General features: G+C 67.3%; 14 protein-coding genes. 7 read left to right on the forward strand and 7 right to left on the reverse strand.

The genetic code is table 11. The annotated features are described in order from the left end of the window. Positions 1–206: 206 nt before the first annotated feature. From efeB to efeU, 3 genes are read right to left on the reverse strand one after another with little or no spacing between them, the layout of a single operon-like run. Positions 207–1,634, reverse strand: a complete 1,428-nt coding sequence (gene efeB / locus SBP01_RS03015; protein ID WP_320537432.1) for an iron uptake transporter deferrochelatase/peroxidase subunit — start codon at positions 1,632–1,634, stop codon at positions 207–209. Beyond that, complete coding sequence (gene efeO / locus SBP01_RS03020; protein ID WP_320537433.1) at positions 1,631–2,827, reverse strand: iron uptake system protein EfeO; 1,197 nt, start codon at positions 2,825–2,827, stop codon at positions 1,631–1,633. Before efeO ends, efeB begins: the two co-directional genes overlap by 4 nt. Positions 2,828–2,864: 37 nt before the next feature. Beyond that, positions 2,865–3,713: an iron uptake transporter permease EfeU gene (gene efeU, locus SBP01_RS03025; protein ID WP_320537434.1), complete on the reverse strand. Its 849-nt coding sequence runs from the start codon at positions 3,711–3,713 to the stop codon at positions 2,865–2,867. A gap of 143 nt (positions 3,714–3,856) precedes the next feature. On the opposite strand from efeU, the gene SBP01_RS03030 reads away from it, so the two are divergent. Beyond that, positions 3,857–4,606: an ABC transporter permease gene (locus tag SBP01_RS03030; RefSeq protein WP_320537435.1), complete on the forward strand. Its 750-nt coding sequence runs from the start codon at positions 3,857–3,859 to the stop codon at positions 4,604–4,606. On the opposite strand, the gene SBP01_RS03035 is transcribed toward SBP01_RS03030, so the two are convergent. Continuing rightward, positions 4,578–5,795 (reverse strand): glycoside hydrolase family 76 protein, encoded by a 1,218-nt coding sequence (locus tag SBP01_RS03035; RefSeq protein WP_320537436.1) that lies wholly within the window; start codon positions 5,793–5,795, stop codon positions 4,578–4,580. The genes SBP01_RS03030 and SBP01_RS03035 overlap by 29 nt on opposite strands. A gap of 134 nt (positions 5,796–5,929) precedes the next feature. Between SBP01_RS03035 and SBP01_RS03040 the strand changes: the two genes are divergently transcribed. The 5 genes from SBP01_RS03040 to ppc all read left to right on the forward strand — a co-directional run bounded on the left by SBP01_RS03040 (position 5,930) and on the right by ppc (position 12,029). Further along, complete coding sequence (locus SBP01_RS03040) at positions 5,930–6,781, forward strand: SDR family NAD(P)-dependent oxidoreductase (protein WP_320537437.1); 852 nt, start codon at positions 5,930–5,932, stop codon at positions 6,779–6,781. Beyond that, positions 6,778–7,986, forward strand: a complete 1,209-nt coding sequence (locus SBP01_RS03045) for an acyl-CoA dehydrogenase family protein (RefSeq protein ID WP_320537438.1) — start codon at positions 6,778–6,780, stop codon at positions 7,984–7,986. Before SBP01_RS03040 ends, SBP01_RS03045 begins: the two co-directional genes overlap by 4 nt. 77 nt (positions 7,987–8,063) lie before the next feature. Continuing rightward, the gene (locus SBP01_RS03050; protein WP_320537439.1) at positions 8,064–8,744 is read left to right on the forward strand and encodes an NADPH-dependent F420 reductase; all 681 of its coding nucleotides are present in this window, start codon (positions 8,064–8,066) and stop codon (positions 8,742–8,744) included. A gap of 8 nt (positions 8,745–8,752) precedes the next feature. After that, a complete protein-coding gene (locus SBP01_RS03055) occupies positions 8,753–9,094 on the forward strand; it encodes a hypothetical protein (protein WP_320537440.1) in 342 nt (113 codons plus the stop codon). Positions 9,095–9,206: 112 nt separating this feature from the next. Next, positions 9,207–12,029 (forward strand): phosphoenolpyruvate carboxylase, encoded by a 2,823-nt coding sequence (gene ppc, locus SBP01_RS03060; RefSeq protein WP_320537441.1) that lies wholly within the window; start codon positions 9,207–9,209, stop codon positions 12,027–12,029. A gap of 235 nt (positions 12,030–12,264) precedes the next feature. Here ppc and SBP01_RS03065 read toward each other — a convergent pair whose 3' ends face one another. Genes SBP01_RS03065 through SBP01_RS03075 form a run of 3 tightly spaced genes read right to left on the reverse strand, consistent with a single transcriptional unit; the run spans position 12,265 to position 15,272 of the window. Further along, positions 12,265–13,008 carry an ABC transporter ATP-binding protein gene (locus tag SBP01_RS03065; protein WP_275214655.1) on the reverse strand — a complete coding sequence of 248 codons (744 nt, stop codon included), beginning with the start codon at positions 13,006–13,008 and terminating at the stop codon, positions 12,265–12,267. Continuing rightward, positions 13,001–14,128, reverse strand: a complete 1,128-nt coding sequence (locus SBP01_RS03070) for a FecCD family ABC transporter permease (protein WP_275214656.1) — start codon at positions 14,126–14,128, stop codon at positions 13,001–13,003. Before SBP01_RS03070 ends, SBP01_RS03065 begins: the two co-directional genes overlap by 8 nt. Next, complete coding sequence (locus SBP01_RS03075) at positions 14,118–15,272, reverse strand: ABC transporter substrate-binding protein (RefSeq protein ID WP_320537442.1); 1,155 nt, start codon at positions 15,270–15,272, stop codon at positions 14,118–14,120. Before SBP01_RS03075 ends, SBP01_RS03070 begins: the two co-directional genes overlap by 11 nt. Positions 15,273–15,417: 145 nt before the next feature. On the opposite strand from SBP01_RS03075, the gene SBP01_RS03080 reads away from it, so the two are divergent. After that, entirely contained in the window at positions 15,418–16,191 is a 774-nt protein-coding gene (locus tag SBP01_RS03080) for a DUF6390 family protein (RefSeq protein ID WP_275214658.1), read from the forward strand. Positions 16,192–16,215 lie beyond the last annotated feature (24 nt).

Here is a 16,215-nt window from a genome sequence, read left to right on the forward strand (position 1 = left end):
TGCGAACCGGGGTATCGGTGGCTCACTGGAGAAAACTGTAGGTTAGCCAAACCTAAGACTCCAAGCGCGAAGAGCCTTAAGTGATCAGGATCACATGCATTACGAAACTATTGCGTGACGTAATTAGGGGATCTGGCTGGCGGGACGGCCGCACGGGCTGGCATAACAGCTTGAACGAGCCTGCAGAGACTCCTTCCGCGCACCCATCAGGCGAAGAGGCCCTCGCCAACGAACCCGCCTGGCCGGATGCCCGGCGGGACCGCGGCCAGGGCGGAACCCGTGTGCTTGAGGTATTCCAGGGCCAGGGTGTCCTGCTTCGCCATGGCGAGCTGCATGGGCACATAGTGGGTGCGCGGATCTTTGACGAAGGCGATAAAGAACAACCCCGCATCAAGGTGCCCCAGCCCGTCCGAACCGTCGGTGTAGTTGTAGCCGCGGCGGAGCATCCGGACGCCGCCGTTCTGGTCTGCGTGGGCCAGCCTGACGTGCGAATCCAGGCCGATCAGGGGCTTGCCATCCTTTCCTTCGATGGCGAAATCCGGCGCGGTGAATTCCTTGCCGCCGGAAAGCGGCGCCCCGTCGGACTTGGTCCGCCCGATCAGCTGCTCCTGTTCCCGCAACGACGTCCGGTCCCAGATCTCGATGTGCATCCGGATCCGGCGTGCCACCAGGTAGCTGCCGCCCTCCATCCAGGCCTCTCCGGGGCGGGAGCCCGGCCCGGCCCAGACGTGGTCCTGAAGCAGTGAGGTGTCTTCTGCCCGGAGGTTGTTGGTGCCGTCCTTGAAACCGAACAGGTTCCGCGGCGTCTGCTGGTCCCGGGACGTGGACGATGTGCGGCCGAAGCCGAGCTGGGACCAGCGGACACGTACCCTGCCGAAGCCGATCCGCGCCAGGTTGCGGATGGCGTGGACTGCCACCTGCGGATCGTCCGCGCAGGCCTGGACAATGATGTCGCCGCCGCTGCGGTTGGGCTGCAGGTCATCGCCCGGGAAGTGGGGCAGATCGATCAGGGCTTCGGGGCGGCGGCCTTCGAGGCCAAACCGTGCGGCCCCGTCCTTCTCGAAGAGCCCTGCACCGAAGCCGAACGTCACGGTGAGATTCCCGGCGCTCAGGCCAAGGGCCTCGCCGGTGTCCTCGGGCGGTGCGTCATACGGGCCATCCACGGCCCCGGTGGTGCCGGTTTCCCGGCCCAGGGTCATTGCCTCGGCCGCCTGTGTCCAGTCCTTCAGGAGCCGGATAAGGGCGGCGCGATCCTCGGTGATGACGTCGAAGGCAGCCATGTGCAGCCGGTCCTGCGCGGCGGTGGTGATCCCGGCCTGGTTTGCCCCGTGGAACGGCACCGTATCGCCGGGTCCTGCCGGAATCGGCGCGGCGGCGGCCGCCAGCGTGTCCTGGCTGAGCAGCCCGGCGGCGAGACCGGCGAGGGCACCGGCACCCCCGGCACCGGCAAGGGAGAGCAGCCCCCGCCGCGAAAGGCGCGACGCCGGGGCCTCCTGACCGGGCCCCGCTGCGGCCGGTGCGGCCGGTGCGGCCGCTGCGGAAGGGGCGCGGGTAGCCGCTGCTGAGGGTGCCTGGGGGGCGGAACCTGCCGCGCCGGCGTCGTGCGCGCCGCCCCTGAACGGGCAGCCCGTCACAGCACAACGCCGGCGGTGAGGTGGGACAGCGGCTCCCCGAGGGCGTCCACGAGGGCGGCGAGCTTCCGGACCTGGTCCGGGCTCAGCTCGTTGTAATAGGCAAACCCTTCGCCGCGGGCATGCTGCTTCAGCTCGGCCTGGAGGGCAGTGAACTTCGTGTCCAGCGAGGTGGCGAGCTCGGGGTTTCTTCGCTCCAGCACGGGACGGAGGTTTTCGAACGCAATCCGGGCGCCGTCAACGTTGGCCTGGAAGTCCCAAAGGTCGGTGTGGGACCAGATCTCTTCCTCACCGGTGACCTTGCCGGTCGCCACCTCGTCCAGGAGTTCCTTGGCCCCGTTGCCGAGCTTGTCCGCCGTCAATTCCACAGTCCGGGTCCGGGAGGCCAGGTCCTCCGTGTCCGCCACCAGCTGGGCTGCCAGTGTTTGCCGTTCGGGGCCGGTCAGGGCGGGGAAGCCTGCCGGCGGGAAGAGATCCTTCTCGGCCCGGTGCCAGCCCGTCCATTCCTCACCGGGTGCGAGGTCTGCTTCGCGGGCGTCCAGCTTGGGGTCGAGGTCGCCGAAGGATTCGGCCACGGGTTCGATGCGTTCCCAGTTCATGCGGGTTGCGGCGTAGAGGTCACGGGCCTTGGCGGCGTCTCCGGCGGCGTACGCCGTGGCGAACTCCTTGGTTCCTGCCAGCAACTGCTCGGCCTGGTCCTTGACGTAGGACACGTACTGGGCGGTGCCCTGGTCCGTGAGCGCCTTGAGGTTGGTGTCCACGGCCGGATTGTCGCCGGACTCGGTGACCTTGAACCCGGCGCGGATGCCGTCACCCGCCATGCCCGGCTTGCAGGCCGCGGTGTAGTTGCCGGCGGGGGCTGTCACTACGAGGTTGCGGGTCAGTCCAGGCCCGATGTTTTCCACCTCGGCGACGATCCTCAGCCCGTCTGCAGCCAGCAGATAGAACTCGGTGACCTGGGTGCCGTCGTTCTGGATGGCGAAGGTGATGTTGCCGCTCGCGGTGGTGTGGGTGGACAGTGTGCAGGCGTCCGCCGTGCTGGAGACCTTGACGGGGCCGGCGGCCGGGACGGCGGTGTTGTCGGTGCAGGCGGTCAGGGTCAGCGGCAGTACTGCGGCGGCGAGGAGGGCTGCGTAGCTGAGCGTCCGCCTGGGGGAGTTGGGCAGGGGGAATTTGGGCGCGGAGAAGTTGGGCACGGGCGGATCCTTTGGGGTGTGATGCGTTGGCTGGGGGTCAGGAAATTGCTGCGGCGGCCGTGGAAGGGCCCGGGGTGACCCTGTGGGCGCGCCGGTTGGAACGGAGGTAGAGGTACATGACGGGCGGTACGTAGAGCAGCCAGGCGGCAGCTTCAAACCAGGTTGTGGCAGGGGAGAAGTTCAGGGTTCCCTTGAGCAGGGTGCCGTACCAGGACGACGGCGGGACGGCGGCTGAGACGTCGAAGGCCAGGGTGTGCAGCCCGGGGAGGATGCCTGCCTCCTGGAAATCGTGGACCGCGTAGGCCAGCACACCGCCGGCAATGACAATCAGGGCCGCGCCGCTCCAGGTGAAGAACTTTCCGAGGTTGACCTTCAGTGCCCCGCGGTGGAGCAGGTAGCCCAGGGCCGCCGCCGTGGCCAGTCCAAGCAGCGCACCCAGCAGCGGGGACGCCGAGGAGCCCGAGGACTGGGCGGCCGCCCACAGGAACAATGCGGTCTCGAGGCCTTCGCGGCCCACAGCCACGGCCGCCACCAGGGCGAGCCCCCAGGCTGTCCCGTCGGACCGCAGGTCCACCCGCGAACGGAGGTCGCTGCCGAGTGTCCGGGCGGTCCTGGCCATCCAGAACACCATCCAGGTGACAAGCCCTACTGCCAGTACCGACAGGGTGCCGCCAATGGCCTCCTGGGCTTCGAAGGTGAGTCCGCGCGGGCCGTAGGTGAGCAGGGCGCCGAAAGCGCACGACACGGCCACGGCGAAGCCAACACCCGCCCACATCCGCGGTAGAAGATGCCGCCGGCCACTCTTGACCAGGTACGCCATCAACAGGACCACGACCAAGGTCGCCTCAAGGCCTTCGCGGAGGCCAATCAGATAGTTTGCAGTCATTGCGGGTGGATACCTCGCGCTCATGGAAGCCAAGGTTAGGCTTACCTAAAGTGAGATTACTCAGACCATTCCGAATTATGCAAACTTTATGTGACCTAATCGACGAAACATGACGCCTGCCCTCCGCTGGCTATGCTGGCCTCATGCCTGAGCTCGCGGTGTTCCTGCCCACGCTGGTGGGCGTCGGCCTGCTCCTGGCTCTGGCCGTCGCCGTCTTGCTGGCATTCCGGGTACCGTTCGCATTTTCCCCGGCAGCGGCGATCCTCAGGGGCGCCGTGCAGCTCGCGGCCGTCAGCTTTGTCCTCAGCGGCGTCATCACGAGTCCGCAGTGGGTGGCCGTCGGGCTGCTGGTGATGTTTACGGTGGCGGCGGTGAGCGCCACCCGGCGGGTGGGCTGCAGCTGGCCCGGCTTCGCCCTGGTGGGAGGTTCCATGGCCGCCGGCATCGTAGCCACCCTGCTGATCATTTTTGGCACCGGCACCATCGATTTCAGTCCGCGTTATGCCCTGGCCATCGGCGGGATCGTGATCGGGAACGCGATGACAGTAGCGGTCCTGGCCGGGCGGCGGTTCGCGGAGACAGTGCATGACCACTGGAATGAAGTGGAAGGCTGGCTGGCGCTGGGAGCCACGCCGCGGCGGGCAACCCTTGATCTGGCCCGGCAATCGGTGCGCGCAGCGCTGATTCCGGCCACCGACCAGACCAAGACCACCGGCCTGGTCACCCTCCCGGGCGCCTTCGTGGGCGCCATCTTCGGCGGAATTTCGCCCCTGGAAGCGGGCCGCTTCCAGATCGTGGTGCTCGCGGCGATCATGGCGGCCGGAGCAGTCACCGCCGTCCTGGTGATCACCCAGCTGGCGCCGGTCAGGGTGCAGCCGGCGCTGCCCCGCTGATGGCACCCGGGCCAAGGGTGGCGGCAGCCTCCAGGACCATCCAGGCCTGCAGCTGGGTGGAAAGTTCGACGGCGGCGCCCGCCGGGTAGGTGGCGCTCGCCGGCTGCGCTGCGTGAACGGAGAAAATCGGACCGCCGCTGGTGCGCCGGCCCGCCCAGAACGCTTCGGCGGTCGCGCTGACAAGTTCAGCAGCAGTGGTCCGGGTGCCCTCCGGAAGCCTGGCATCGAGGGCGGCGAGTGCCAGGTATCTGCACAGGATCCCGGTGAAGAGTCCGCCGTCGCCCGTTCCATCGCAGCGGAGGATGCTGGTCCGAACGCCGGGGGAGCTTCCGGGCGGCACCGCGGGGGCCGGGACGGTCAGGTGTGTATCCACAGCCCTGATCACGGTGGCGGCCCGGCTGAGGTTCTCCTCGCCGCCAAGCTCCAGCAGTGCCCCAAGCACCGGCCCCTGGTTATAGGTGTAGATGGTGTTCTCCAGCGTGATTTCGCCGGCCGCGTTGAGCCGTGCCCCGTCTCTGTAAAGGCCTTGTGCCTGATCAAAGAGGACCGCATTGAGCCAGTCCACCAGCCGCTGCGCCTTGGCCTGGTGGCCGGTGCGGGCATAGTAGAGCGCTATCGGCGCAGTTGCCGGCGTGTTTTTGAAGTCCCGTTTCTTACTCCAGAACGTGCCGCCGCCAAGGTCCTCCGTGGAGGCGGAATCGAACTGAAGCGTCAGGGTTTTCCGGACCCGGGCATTGCGCCGGCGGCCCGGTTTTCGCGTCTCCTCCGCCAGATCCTGCAGGCGGAGGGTGGCCAGGCCCAGCCAGGCCATGTCGTCGTAGTAGTTGTTGACGAAGGTGAAGGCATTGCGCAGCCTGATGCCGGTGACCAGCCGGGATGCGAGTTTTCCGGCGCTGGGGTTCCCGGGGCCGTTGAACCGGGCCGCCGGCGTGGCACCGTTGCCCAGTTCGCGGCGCCCGGCATCCACCAGGCAGTCCACATAGTGGGCCTGCCACCAGTAGTGCCAGGGGCGGAAGAGGTTCTGCAGCCGGTTCGAGGGCCAGCTGACCGAGCCGAGGTGGGTTCCGGGCAGGAACATCAGCCGCCGGCCAAAGCGCGATGTCACCGCGCGGGCGGCCTCGTTCGCGCGGGCCTGCCAGTCGTCCGGTGTCCGGTTTGCAGGTGCGGGGCTGGTGTCCGGCGAAGTCATGCGTCCAGCCTAATGGGCGGCGGCGCCTGGGCCCCGAAGGCAGGTGCGGGGTGCGGCCGGGCGGTAATTCAGTTAACATTCACTAACTAATACTCGCCGCCGGCATGCTCGCGGGGCCGCATCAAGGAGGATGTATGGACGTCAAGGGTACGGTCGCGCTGGTTACGGGCGGGGCATCGGGCCTGGGGGCCGCGACGGCGAGGAGACTGTTCGACGCCGGCGCCTCGGTGGTGCTGGTTGACCTGCCGTCCTCCGACGGGGCGGCCTACGCCGCAGAGCTGAACGCCGGGAGCGCGGGCACCGGCCCCGCCACCGCCACCGCCACCGCCACCGGCACCGCCACTGCCACCGGCGCGGGTCCGCGGGCCGTCTTTGCCGCTGCGGACGTTACTAACGAAGCTGACGTCCAGGCCGCCGTCGATACTGCCGTGGCGCTCGGACCGCTCCGGATCGTGGTCAACTGCGCCGGCGTTGCGACGCCCGGGAAGGTGCTGGGCCGGGACGGCGTCCTGCCGCTGGACGTCTTCAGCCGCGTTATCCAGGTGAACCTCATCGGGACGTTCAACGTGCTGCGCCTGGCTGCCGCCGCGATGGTGGCCACCGAGCCGGTGAGTACCGACCTGGGCGGCCCGGAGCGCGGCGTCATCGTCAACACGGCATCGGTGGCGGCCTTCGACGGGCAGATCGGCCAGCCGGCCTACGCCGCGTCGAAAGGGGCGGTGGCCGCGATGACCCTGCCGCTGGCCCGGGAACTGGCACGCTCGCTGGTGCGGGTGGTGACCATTGCGCCGGGCATTTTCGAAACACCCATGATGGCAACACTCCCGCAGGACGCGCAGGATTCGCTCGGGCGGCAGGTTCCGCATCCCTCACGCCTGGGCAAGCCGGCCGAATACGCCAGCCTGGTGGCCCACATTGTGGAGAACGCCATGCTCAACGGCGAGACCATCCGCCTGGACGGCGCCATCCGGATGGGCCCCAAGTGAACGGGCTGCCCGGCGCCGACTTTTTCGCCTTCGAGTCGCTCCTCAGTCCGAACGAGCAGGCCAAGCTGGCCGAGCTGCGCGAGTTCCTCGCCGCGGAGATCGCCCCGCACGCGGCGGACTGGTGGAACAGGGCCGAATTTCCCGCGCACATCCTGCCGAAGCTCGCCGCGCTGGAGCTGAGCGCACCGGCGCAACGGGGCTACAGCAACCTCTTCGCCGGCCTGGTCATCGCCGAGATGACGCGCGTTGACACCTCAATCGCCACATTCTTCCTGGTCCACCACGACCTCTTTGTGGAGTCGCTCTACGGGTTCGGTTCGGAAAGCCAAAAAGAACGGCTGCTGGCGGATGCCGCCGGCCTGCGCATCACCGGCGCCTTCGCCCTCACCGAACCCGGCCATGGTTCCGACGTCGCCGGCGGCATGGAGACGCGGGCGCGGCGCATCTCCAGCGCCACGGGAAAGGCCGACGACGGCGGTGACACCTGGGTGCTCAACGGCGCCAAGCGCTGGATCGGCAACGGAACGTTCTGCGATTACATGCTGGTGTGGGCCGGGGACGAATCCGCAGGCGCCGACGGGGCGCCGGGCGCGGTGCGCGGGTTCATTGTTGATGCTTCGTTGCCGGGCGTGAGCCGGACCCGGATCGAAAACAAGATTGCGCTCCGGACCGTGCAGAACGCGGACATCGTCTTTAAGGACGTCCAGGTTGCCGAGGCTGACCGGTTCGCGGGGATCAACAGTTTCGAGGACACCAACCAGTTGCTGCGCGGCTCCCGGATCATGGTGGCCTGGCAGGCGGTGGGGCAGCAGTTGGCGGCGTTCGACGTCGCACGGGAGTATGCAGTGGAGCGCCGGCAGTTCGGCCGGCCGCTGGCCAAGTTCCAGCTGATCCAGCAGCAGCTGGTCACCATGCTGGGCAATGCGGTGGCCAGCATGGGCATGATGGCCCGGCTCGCCCAGCTCCAGGACGCGGGCGCCGCGGACATGCCCCAAGTGGCCCTCGCCAAGTCCTATACCAGCGCCCGCATGCGCGAGACCGTGGCGCTGGGCCGCTCCATCCTGGGCGGCAACGGCATCGTGACCGACTACCGGATGGCCAAGATCTTCGCGGACGCCGAGGCCATTTTCACCTACGAAGGCTCTTACGAAATCAACACGCTGATCGTGGGCCGGGCCGTCACGGGGGTCTCCGCGATCGTCTGACACGCGCCAGGCGCGCTCACTCCCGGAGGCGAGTAACCTCTGATTTAGGGGACCGCCGCAAGTGAACAGGAGCGATCATGAAGATTGCAGTGCTTGGAACCGGAAGTGTGGGGGCCGCCCTTGCTGGAGCCCTGTCAGCTCTTGGCCACGATGTGGTGGTGGGAACCCGTGACCCGGAGGCCACGCTGGCCCGCACCGAGCCCGGCGCCACCGGGGGGCCGGCGTTTTCCCAGTGGCATGCCTCCCACCCGGACATCGCCGTCGCCACGTTCGCCGATGCCGCCGCGGCCAGCGAACTGGTGGTCAACGCGACGAACGGCATGGCCTCACTCAAGGTTCTGGCTGAGGCCGGCACGGCGAACCTGTCCGGGAAGATCCTGATGGATGTCGCCAACCCGCTTGACCTCTCCCGGGGTTTCCCGCCGTCCCTGAACCCGGTGAACACAGACAGCCTGGCCGAAGAGATCCAGCGGGCGTTCCCCGAAGCGAAGGTGGTCAAGACGCTGAACACCATGACCAACAGCGTGATGGTTGATCCCGGGCGCGTAGCCGGCGGAGACCATACCGTGTTCGTCTCGGGCAACGATGCCGGCGCCAAGGCGGCAGTCACCGAGATCCTCACGGCCCTTGGCCATAAGGACGTCCTTGACCTCGGGGACATCACCACCGCCCGCGGCGCGGAGATGGTCCTGCCCCTCTGGTTGCGCGTATGGGGTGCGCTGGGGACGGGCGAATTCAATTTCAAGATAGCCCGCTGAGTCCCGCCGTGAACGTGGAGGCCCTGGCAACCATCGTGGTTTGCGCGGCGCTGATTGCGTGCTCCGCGCTCGCAGGAATTTCTGTCATGAAGCGGGGCGTCGCTTCCAAGGGCGCCACCGGAACGCTGGGGAGCGTGCTGAGCATGATGGACCCCGCCACCGGGGCGCCTACCAGGCAGGAGGCGGCCGCCGCCCGGGAAGAGCAGAAACAGCAGCGCCACGAAGCGGCGGAGTCCGGAAAGGGCTTCGGGCCGTACGGGGTTTACGGCGGTAAGGTCACCATCCAGGGTCCGCCCGCGCCCGGAAAACCCGCTCCAGGGGCGCCGGTCAAGCGGACGGACATCTTCTGAGACGGATTCCCGCTTCGCCATCGGGTGCGGGTAGCATCGGGAGGTAGTAACGCGGCTCACAGTATCCAGCGCAGTGTACGAGCCAAGTCCGAACCCTCGAAAGACAGTTTCCATGGCTAACACTGCAGTGAATCCCACCACCGATCTCGCCTCTGAACTGAGGGCCGATGTCCGGCGGGTCACGTCCCTCCTGGGCGAATCCCTGGTCCGCCAGCACGGTCCGGAGCTCCTGAGCCTGGTGGAGCAGGTCCGGCTCCTCACCAAGGAGTCCAAGGAAGCAGCCCGCGGAGGCGCCGATGCCACCGGCCCGTGGAGCGCGCACGACGTCGTCGAACAGGTCCGTGAGCTGCTGGGCTCCCTGCCGATTGAGCAGGCAACCGACCTGGTGCGCGCCTTTGCCTTCTATTTCCACCTGGCCAACGCCGCCGAGCAGGTCCACCGCGTCCGCACCCTGCGGACCCGGCCGGAAAAGGACGGCTGGCTGGCCAAAGCCGTGGCCGAGATCGCGGCGCAGGCAGGATCCGCACGGCTTCAGGAAGTGGTGAACGGGCTGGACGTCCGGCCCATCTTCACAGCCCACCCCACCGAGGCCTCGCGCCGTTCAGTATTGGATAAAATCCGCAAAATCTCCGACGTTCTGGCCCAGCCCACCAAGGAAGGCACCTCAGCGCGACGCCGGCAGGACCGCCAGCTGTCAGAGGTCATCGACCAGATGTGGCAGACCGACGAACTGCGCCAGGTGCGTCCCACCCCGGTGGACGAAGCCCGCAACGCCATCTACTACCTTGGCGGCATCCTGACCGACGCCATGCCCGAGATCCTCTCGGACTTCTCCGACCTGCTCGCCGAGCACGGCGTCAGCCTCGCATCCCAGGATGCTCCCATTAAGTTCGGTTCCTGGATCGGCGGCGACCGTGACGGCAACCCCAACGTCACGGCAGGGGTCACCCGCGAAATCCTGCAGATCCAGAACCAGCACGCGGTCCGCATCAGCATCGCCATGATGGATGAACTGATCTCCATCCTGTCCAACTCCACTTCCTTGTCCGGCGCGGATCAGGGCCTGCTGGACTCGATCGAGGCGGACCTGAAAAAACTCCCGGGCCTGGACCGCCGCGTCCTGGAGCTCAACGCCCAGGAGCCCTACCGCCTCAAGCTCACCTGCATCAAGGCCAAGCTGATCAACACGGGCAAGCGGGTAGCTGTGGACTCCGCCCACGAGCACGGCCGCGACTACAGGTCCACGGCCGAACTCCTGGCGGACCTGGAACTGCTGGAACTCTCGCTCCGCAACCACTCGGCGTCGCTCGTTGCCGACGGTGCCCTGGCCCGCGTCCGGCGCGCCGTCGCATCCTTCGGCCTGCACCTGGCCACCCTGGACATCCGCGAGCACGCGGACCACCACCACGACGCCGTGGGCCAGCTCATGGACCGGATCGGCGGCCCCGGCCTCCGCTACGCCGAACTGAGCCGTGCCGAGCGCTTCGAGGTGCTGGGTTCGGAACTCGCCTCACGCCGTCCGCTCTCCGGCCACCCCATTAAGCTCGACGGCGTTGCGGACGGAACGTACGACGTCTTCCGTGAGATCCGGCGGGCGTTGCGCACCTACGGCCCTGACGTCATCGAGACCTACATCATCTCCATGACCCGCGGCGCGGACGACGTCCTTGCAGCGGCGGTCCTGGCCCGTGAGGCCGGCCTGATCAACCTGTTCGGGGAGTCGCCGTACGCCAAGATCGGCTTCGCACCGCTGCTGGAAACCGTGGAAGAACTGCGGGCCTCCGCGGAGATCGTGGACCAGCTGCTGTCCGTCCCGTCCTACCGCGACCTGGTCAGGCTCCGCGGCGACGTCCAGGAAATCATGCTGGGCTACTCGGACTCCAACAAGGAATCCGGCGTGATGACCAGCCAGTGGGAGATCCATAAAACCCAGCGGAACCTGCGTGACGTCGCGGCCAAGCACGGCGTCCGGGTCAGGCTGTTCCATGGCCGCGGCGGGTCCGTGGGCCGCGGCGGCGGCCCCACGTACGATGCCATCATGGCCCAGCCGAACGGCGTGCTGGAAGGCGAGATCAAATTCACCGAACAGGGCGAGGTCATCTCGGACAAGTACTCGCTGCCCGAGCTGGCCCGGGAAAATCTGGAGCTCTCTCTCGCAGCGGTCCTGCAGGGCTCCGCGCTGCACCGCGATCCGCGGACTTCGGACGACCAGCGCGAACGCTACGGGCACGTCATGGAAACCATCTCTGACGGCGCGTTCGACCGGTACCGCAGGCTCATTGACGATCCCGACCTGCCCGCCTACTTCCTGGCCTCCACCCCGGTGGAACAGCTCGGCTCGCTGAACATCGGCTCGCGCCCGTCCAAGCGCCCGGATTCCGGGGCCGGCCTGGAGGGTCTCCGCGCCATCCCGTGGGTATTCGGCTGGACCCAGTCCCGGCAGATCGTGCCGGGCTGGTTCGGCGTGGGCTCGGGCCTGAAGGCAGCCCGCGAGTCCGGCCACTCCGCCCAGTTGGTGGAGATGATGGAACAGTGGCACTTCTTCCGGTCCGTGCTCTCCAACGTGGAGATGACCCTGGCCAAAACGGATCTGGACATCGCCGGCTACTACGTGGCCACGCTGGTTCCCGAGGAACTGCACCGGATCTTCCGCACGATCCGTGAGGAGTACGAGCTCACGGTCACCGAAATCCAGAACCTGACCGGTGAGAATGTCCTCCTGGACGCCCAGCCCACACTGAAGCGTTCGCTGGAAATCCGGGACCAGTACCTGGACCCGATCAGCTACCTGCAGGTGGAGCTGCTCCGGCGCATCCGTGCCGCCCAGGGTTCACCGGACGAAAGCCTGACCAACACGGAGATCGACGAAAGCCTCCAGCGGGCCATGCTGATCACGGTCAACGGAGTGGCCGCGGGCCTGCGCAACACCGGCTAACCCCCCACCCCTTCGGACGCTCTCTCACTTAATGCGGGTTTTTTCCAAACGCTCTATCACTTAAAGTGGGTTCCCCCCTGACGCTCTATCACTCTCCTGAGGAAAGTGATAGAGCGTCGACCGAAAGGGCACTTTAAGTGATAGAGCGTTGGTGGATTTTGGGTATTAAGTGATAGAGCGTCAGCACACGGCAGACGTTCTTGCAGTAAATGCGGGTTTTCGTGACGACGCCCGTTCACCGGTCGCCGTAGTGCACCACCACGGTCCGGCGCATGCTGGGCCCATCCGCGTACGGCATGGTGCTGACGCCCACGCCGTACAACGCCGTGAGCTCCTTCTCGCTGAGAAGCTCCCGGGCGTCGCCGGTCCGGGGTCCGTTGGGGGCGAGCAGGACTGCGCGGTCCGCGAGGTAGAGGGCATGGTCCGGGTGGTGGGTGCTGAGGAGTACCGCCATGCCGTCCGTCATCAGTTCGCGCAGGAGCCGCAGGACGCGGACCTGGTTCTTCAGGTCCAGTCCGGTGGCGGGCTCGTCCAGCACCAGGACGGGGCAGCCGGCGGCGATGGCCCGGGCGATCAGGACCAGCTGCTGCTCCCCGCCGCTGAGTGTGGGAAAGAACCTGCTGCGGAGGCCGGCGATGCCCACCCTGTCCATTGCCTCGAGCGAAGCGGCCCGGTCCGCCGCCCCCGGCGAACGGAAGAGTCCGATCTGGCGGGCCCGGCCCATCAGCACCATGTCCAGGGCCCGGTACCCGAACGTACTGCCATGGGCCTGGGGGACATAGCCGGCCCCGGCCGTACGCATGACGCTTCCCTCGACGGGGGCGAGCAGCCCGGCCGCGCAGCGAACCAGCGTGGTCTTGCCGCTGCCGTTCGGGCCCAGGACGGCGGTTGCAGTTCCGGGGAGTACCTGGAAGCTGACGTCCCGGAAGACCCATTCCGCCCGCCCATAGCCGAAGCCCACGCCTGCCAGCTCAAGCATTTTCCCAGATCCTGTCCCGGTTCCGCCGCAGCAGGACAAAAAATGCGGGCGCCCCGATCAGCGCCGTGAGCACGCCGAGCGGGATTTCGCCCGCCGTCGCGGTGCGCGCCACCGTGTCCACCAGCATGATGTAGGCGCCGCCCAGGAGGAAGGACACCGGCAGCAGCACCCGGTGGTCCGGCCCCACCCACATCCTGGCCAGGTGGGGGATCACCAGGCCCACCCAGCTGACGACCCCGCTGACAGCCACGGCTCCGGCCACAATCAATGCCACCGAAACCAGGACCACCCAGCGCAGCGGCCGGGGCCGGATCCCGAGGGCCGTGGCGTCGTCGTCGCCCAGCGACAGTACGTTGATGCGCCAGCGCAGCGCCAGGAGCACAATTGCGCCGCCGACGACGGGAACCAGTGCCACTGCCACCTTGCTGAAGGTGGCTGTGGCCACGCTGCCCAGGAGCCAGAACACGATGGCAGGCAACGTGGTGTTCGGATCTGCGATGTACGTGACCAGGGCAACCAGCGCGGAAAAGAACGATCCCGTGACCACGCCGCCCAGCACAATCATCAGTAGGGGAGTCCCGCCGCGGCCGGACGTGATCAGGAACAGCGTGGCCAGGGCAACCAGGCCGAACGCGAAGGAACTCGTGATGAGCGCGAAGGTCCCCAGGCCCAGGAGCAGCGCCAGGGCCCCGCCGAAGGACGCGCCCGCGGACACACCGATAATGTCCGGGCTGACCAGGGGGTTATGGAAGATGGCCTGCAGCGCCGCGCCGCCGATGGACAGGCCGCCGCCCACCAGCAGCGCCAGCAGGACGCGGGGCAGCCGGACCAGCAGCACCACATTCCCCTCAGTGGCGGTTGCCTCGGAGGGGATCGGGACGGCCTGCCCTACGAGGATCTGGACCACGTGCCAGACCGGAACGTTGTACCGGCCAACGGCGAGTGCCACGACGGTCACGGCGACGAGGACGGCGGTGCTGAGGGCGATGGGCTTCAGGGCTGCTGGTCCCGGCCGTCCGGCGTCGTAAACGTCCTTGGCCGGGCTGGTGCCCCGGTCCGGACCAGCCGAAGCCCGGGCCCCGCCGGCCTCGAGCCGTTCGCCGCTGGCATCATGCAGCATTGAATTGCCCGTAGTGGTCGGAGCCGGCGTTGGCCGTGGTCCACAGGATCTTGTCCAGTTCGGCCGCCGTGGGCTTGTGGCCGTACAGGAAATCGAAGTACTCCACCACCTTGTTCCGGAGCAGGGACTGCTGCCGCGGGAACGCGATATCGCTCAGCCAGTGCCACATCAGCGGTGATTCCTGCCCGGGCGGATCCCACCGGTATCCGCCCAGCGGCACCTTATAGACGCGCCGGTTCCTGACTGCGGATACGGGCTGCCAGACGGGGTTTGAGTACAGATCCTGGGGCACGGCGTTGTCGAAATTCCCCAGCAGGATGATCTCCGGATCCCAGCGAAGGACCTGCTCCACGTCCAGGCCCACCATCCCCGAGCCCTTCAGGGGATCGTTCCCCGTGGCGGGATTCGTGCCCCCCACCAGCTTGATGTAGAAATCGTTGTAGCTGTTGGCGGCGGCCACCTTCAGGCCGCCGGTGAAGCGGTTGAAGTACAGGATGCTGGGCCTGGTTGAGCCCCTGCCGGCTGCCAGATCCTTGACGGCGGCCAGGTCCGCATCGCTCCGGGCTTTGATGTCCGCGGCGCGTTCAGGCTTCCCCAGCATTGCGGCGAACATGGCCATCCACGCGTCCACATCCTCCTGCTTGCCGGTGTTGGTGAGCCCAATGACGTTCAGGCCGGCCTTTTCCAGGGGATCGATGAGCTGCGCGTCGGACCATTGGATCACCACGTCAGGGTCCAGTGCACGCACGCTCTCCACGTTGGCGGTGAAGTCCTGGGTGGCGATTTCGTGCGGCAGCTCCAGGGCCTTGGGAAAGATGGTGCCCATGATGCCATCGCGCATGGCCACCCACGAAGCGTTGTGCATGGCGGCGAGGTGGTCCGCGGTCCGGTCCACGGCCACCAGCAGGGACGCGGCCGGCATGGGAATGGTCACCACCCGCGTCACGGGCCGGGCGAATGTGAGGGTCTTGCCACGCTGGTCGGTGACGCTGATGGTCCTGCTGCCGCCGTTCGTGCCGTTTGTGGAAGGGCCCGACGGCGGCGGCGCACCGGGCGTGCCGGCGCACCCGGCCAGCAGGGCTGCGGAGCCTCCCGCCAGCAGAAGTTGAAGGGCGGTGCGGCGGTTCAGATCAGTGGATGCCATGGTGGGCGACCCCGGCTTTCGGTCTGATTGGCGTCCGCACCTTCGCGGAGGCTGTCAACGGATATTTTGGTGCCGGCAGCGTGCCCTTGTCCGGGGCAGGCTGCGGTGCTACTTTCGAAAGACCCTCGGAGAAGGTGGCCACGCCATGGTTGTCGATGGTGCCCAGTTGTTTGTCCGGTACGCGTACCCGCCCAATTCCCGAGGCAGCTGCGGCCCTCCCGACAGTGATGCCCTGCTGCACTACGGCCAGTCCGGAGTTACTGACCAGGGCCTGCGGGAACTCGCGAGAGGGTTTGCCGGAGCCTTTCCCTACCTGGAGCTCATTGCCGGCTCCCACGGAATCCACGATCCACTCGACGCCCGCGTGGTGGAGGCCTATTGGGTGGGAAACAGCCTCCTGGACACCGTGGGCATCGGCACCATGGGCAACTCGATGGAAGACCGGTTCCGGGCCCGCACCGGCCGGCAGTTTCCGCACCTCGTGGAAGGAGTGCTGGCCGGCGGCGTCCCGCACCACAGCTTCCACGTCTTCGAAATCTATCCCTGGCTGGGCCTGCTGCGTGACGACCGGCGCTACGCCACTGCCTTGAACGTGCTGGACCGCTGCCGGATCCGGTGGGGCGAAGTCATGGCCATCACGGGTGATGAAGCCGTGGTGAAATCCCGTCCCCTTACCTGGGACGGCATTTCCCTGGCGGTGGGGGAGCCTGTGGTGGAAACGGCCAAGTATGCCGTCAACGGAACCGGCTTCATTGCCGGGCTTGCGGCGGGTGATGTGGTGTCGCTCCACTGGGACTGGGTTTGTGACCGGCTGACACCCCACCAGCTGCAGCAACTGAAACTCTTCACCGGCAGGCACCTCAAAATCGCCAACAGCGGCGTGGAGCACCGCGGCGCGGCCATCGCCCTCGAGCGGTAAGGAGTGGAGCGCTAGCCGCCAGTG

Source organism: Pseudarthrobacter sp. IC2-21 (assembly GCF_034048115.1).
GTDB lineage: Bacteria > Actinomycetota > Actinomycetes > Actinomycetales > Micrococcaceae > Arthrobacter > Arthrobacter naphthalenicus.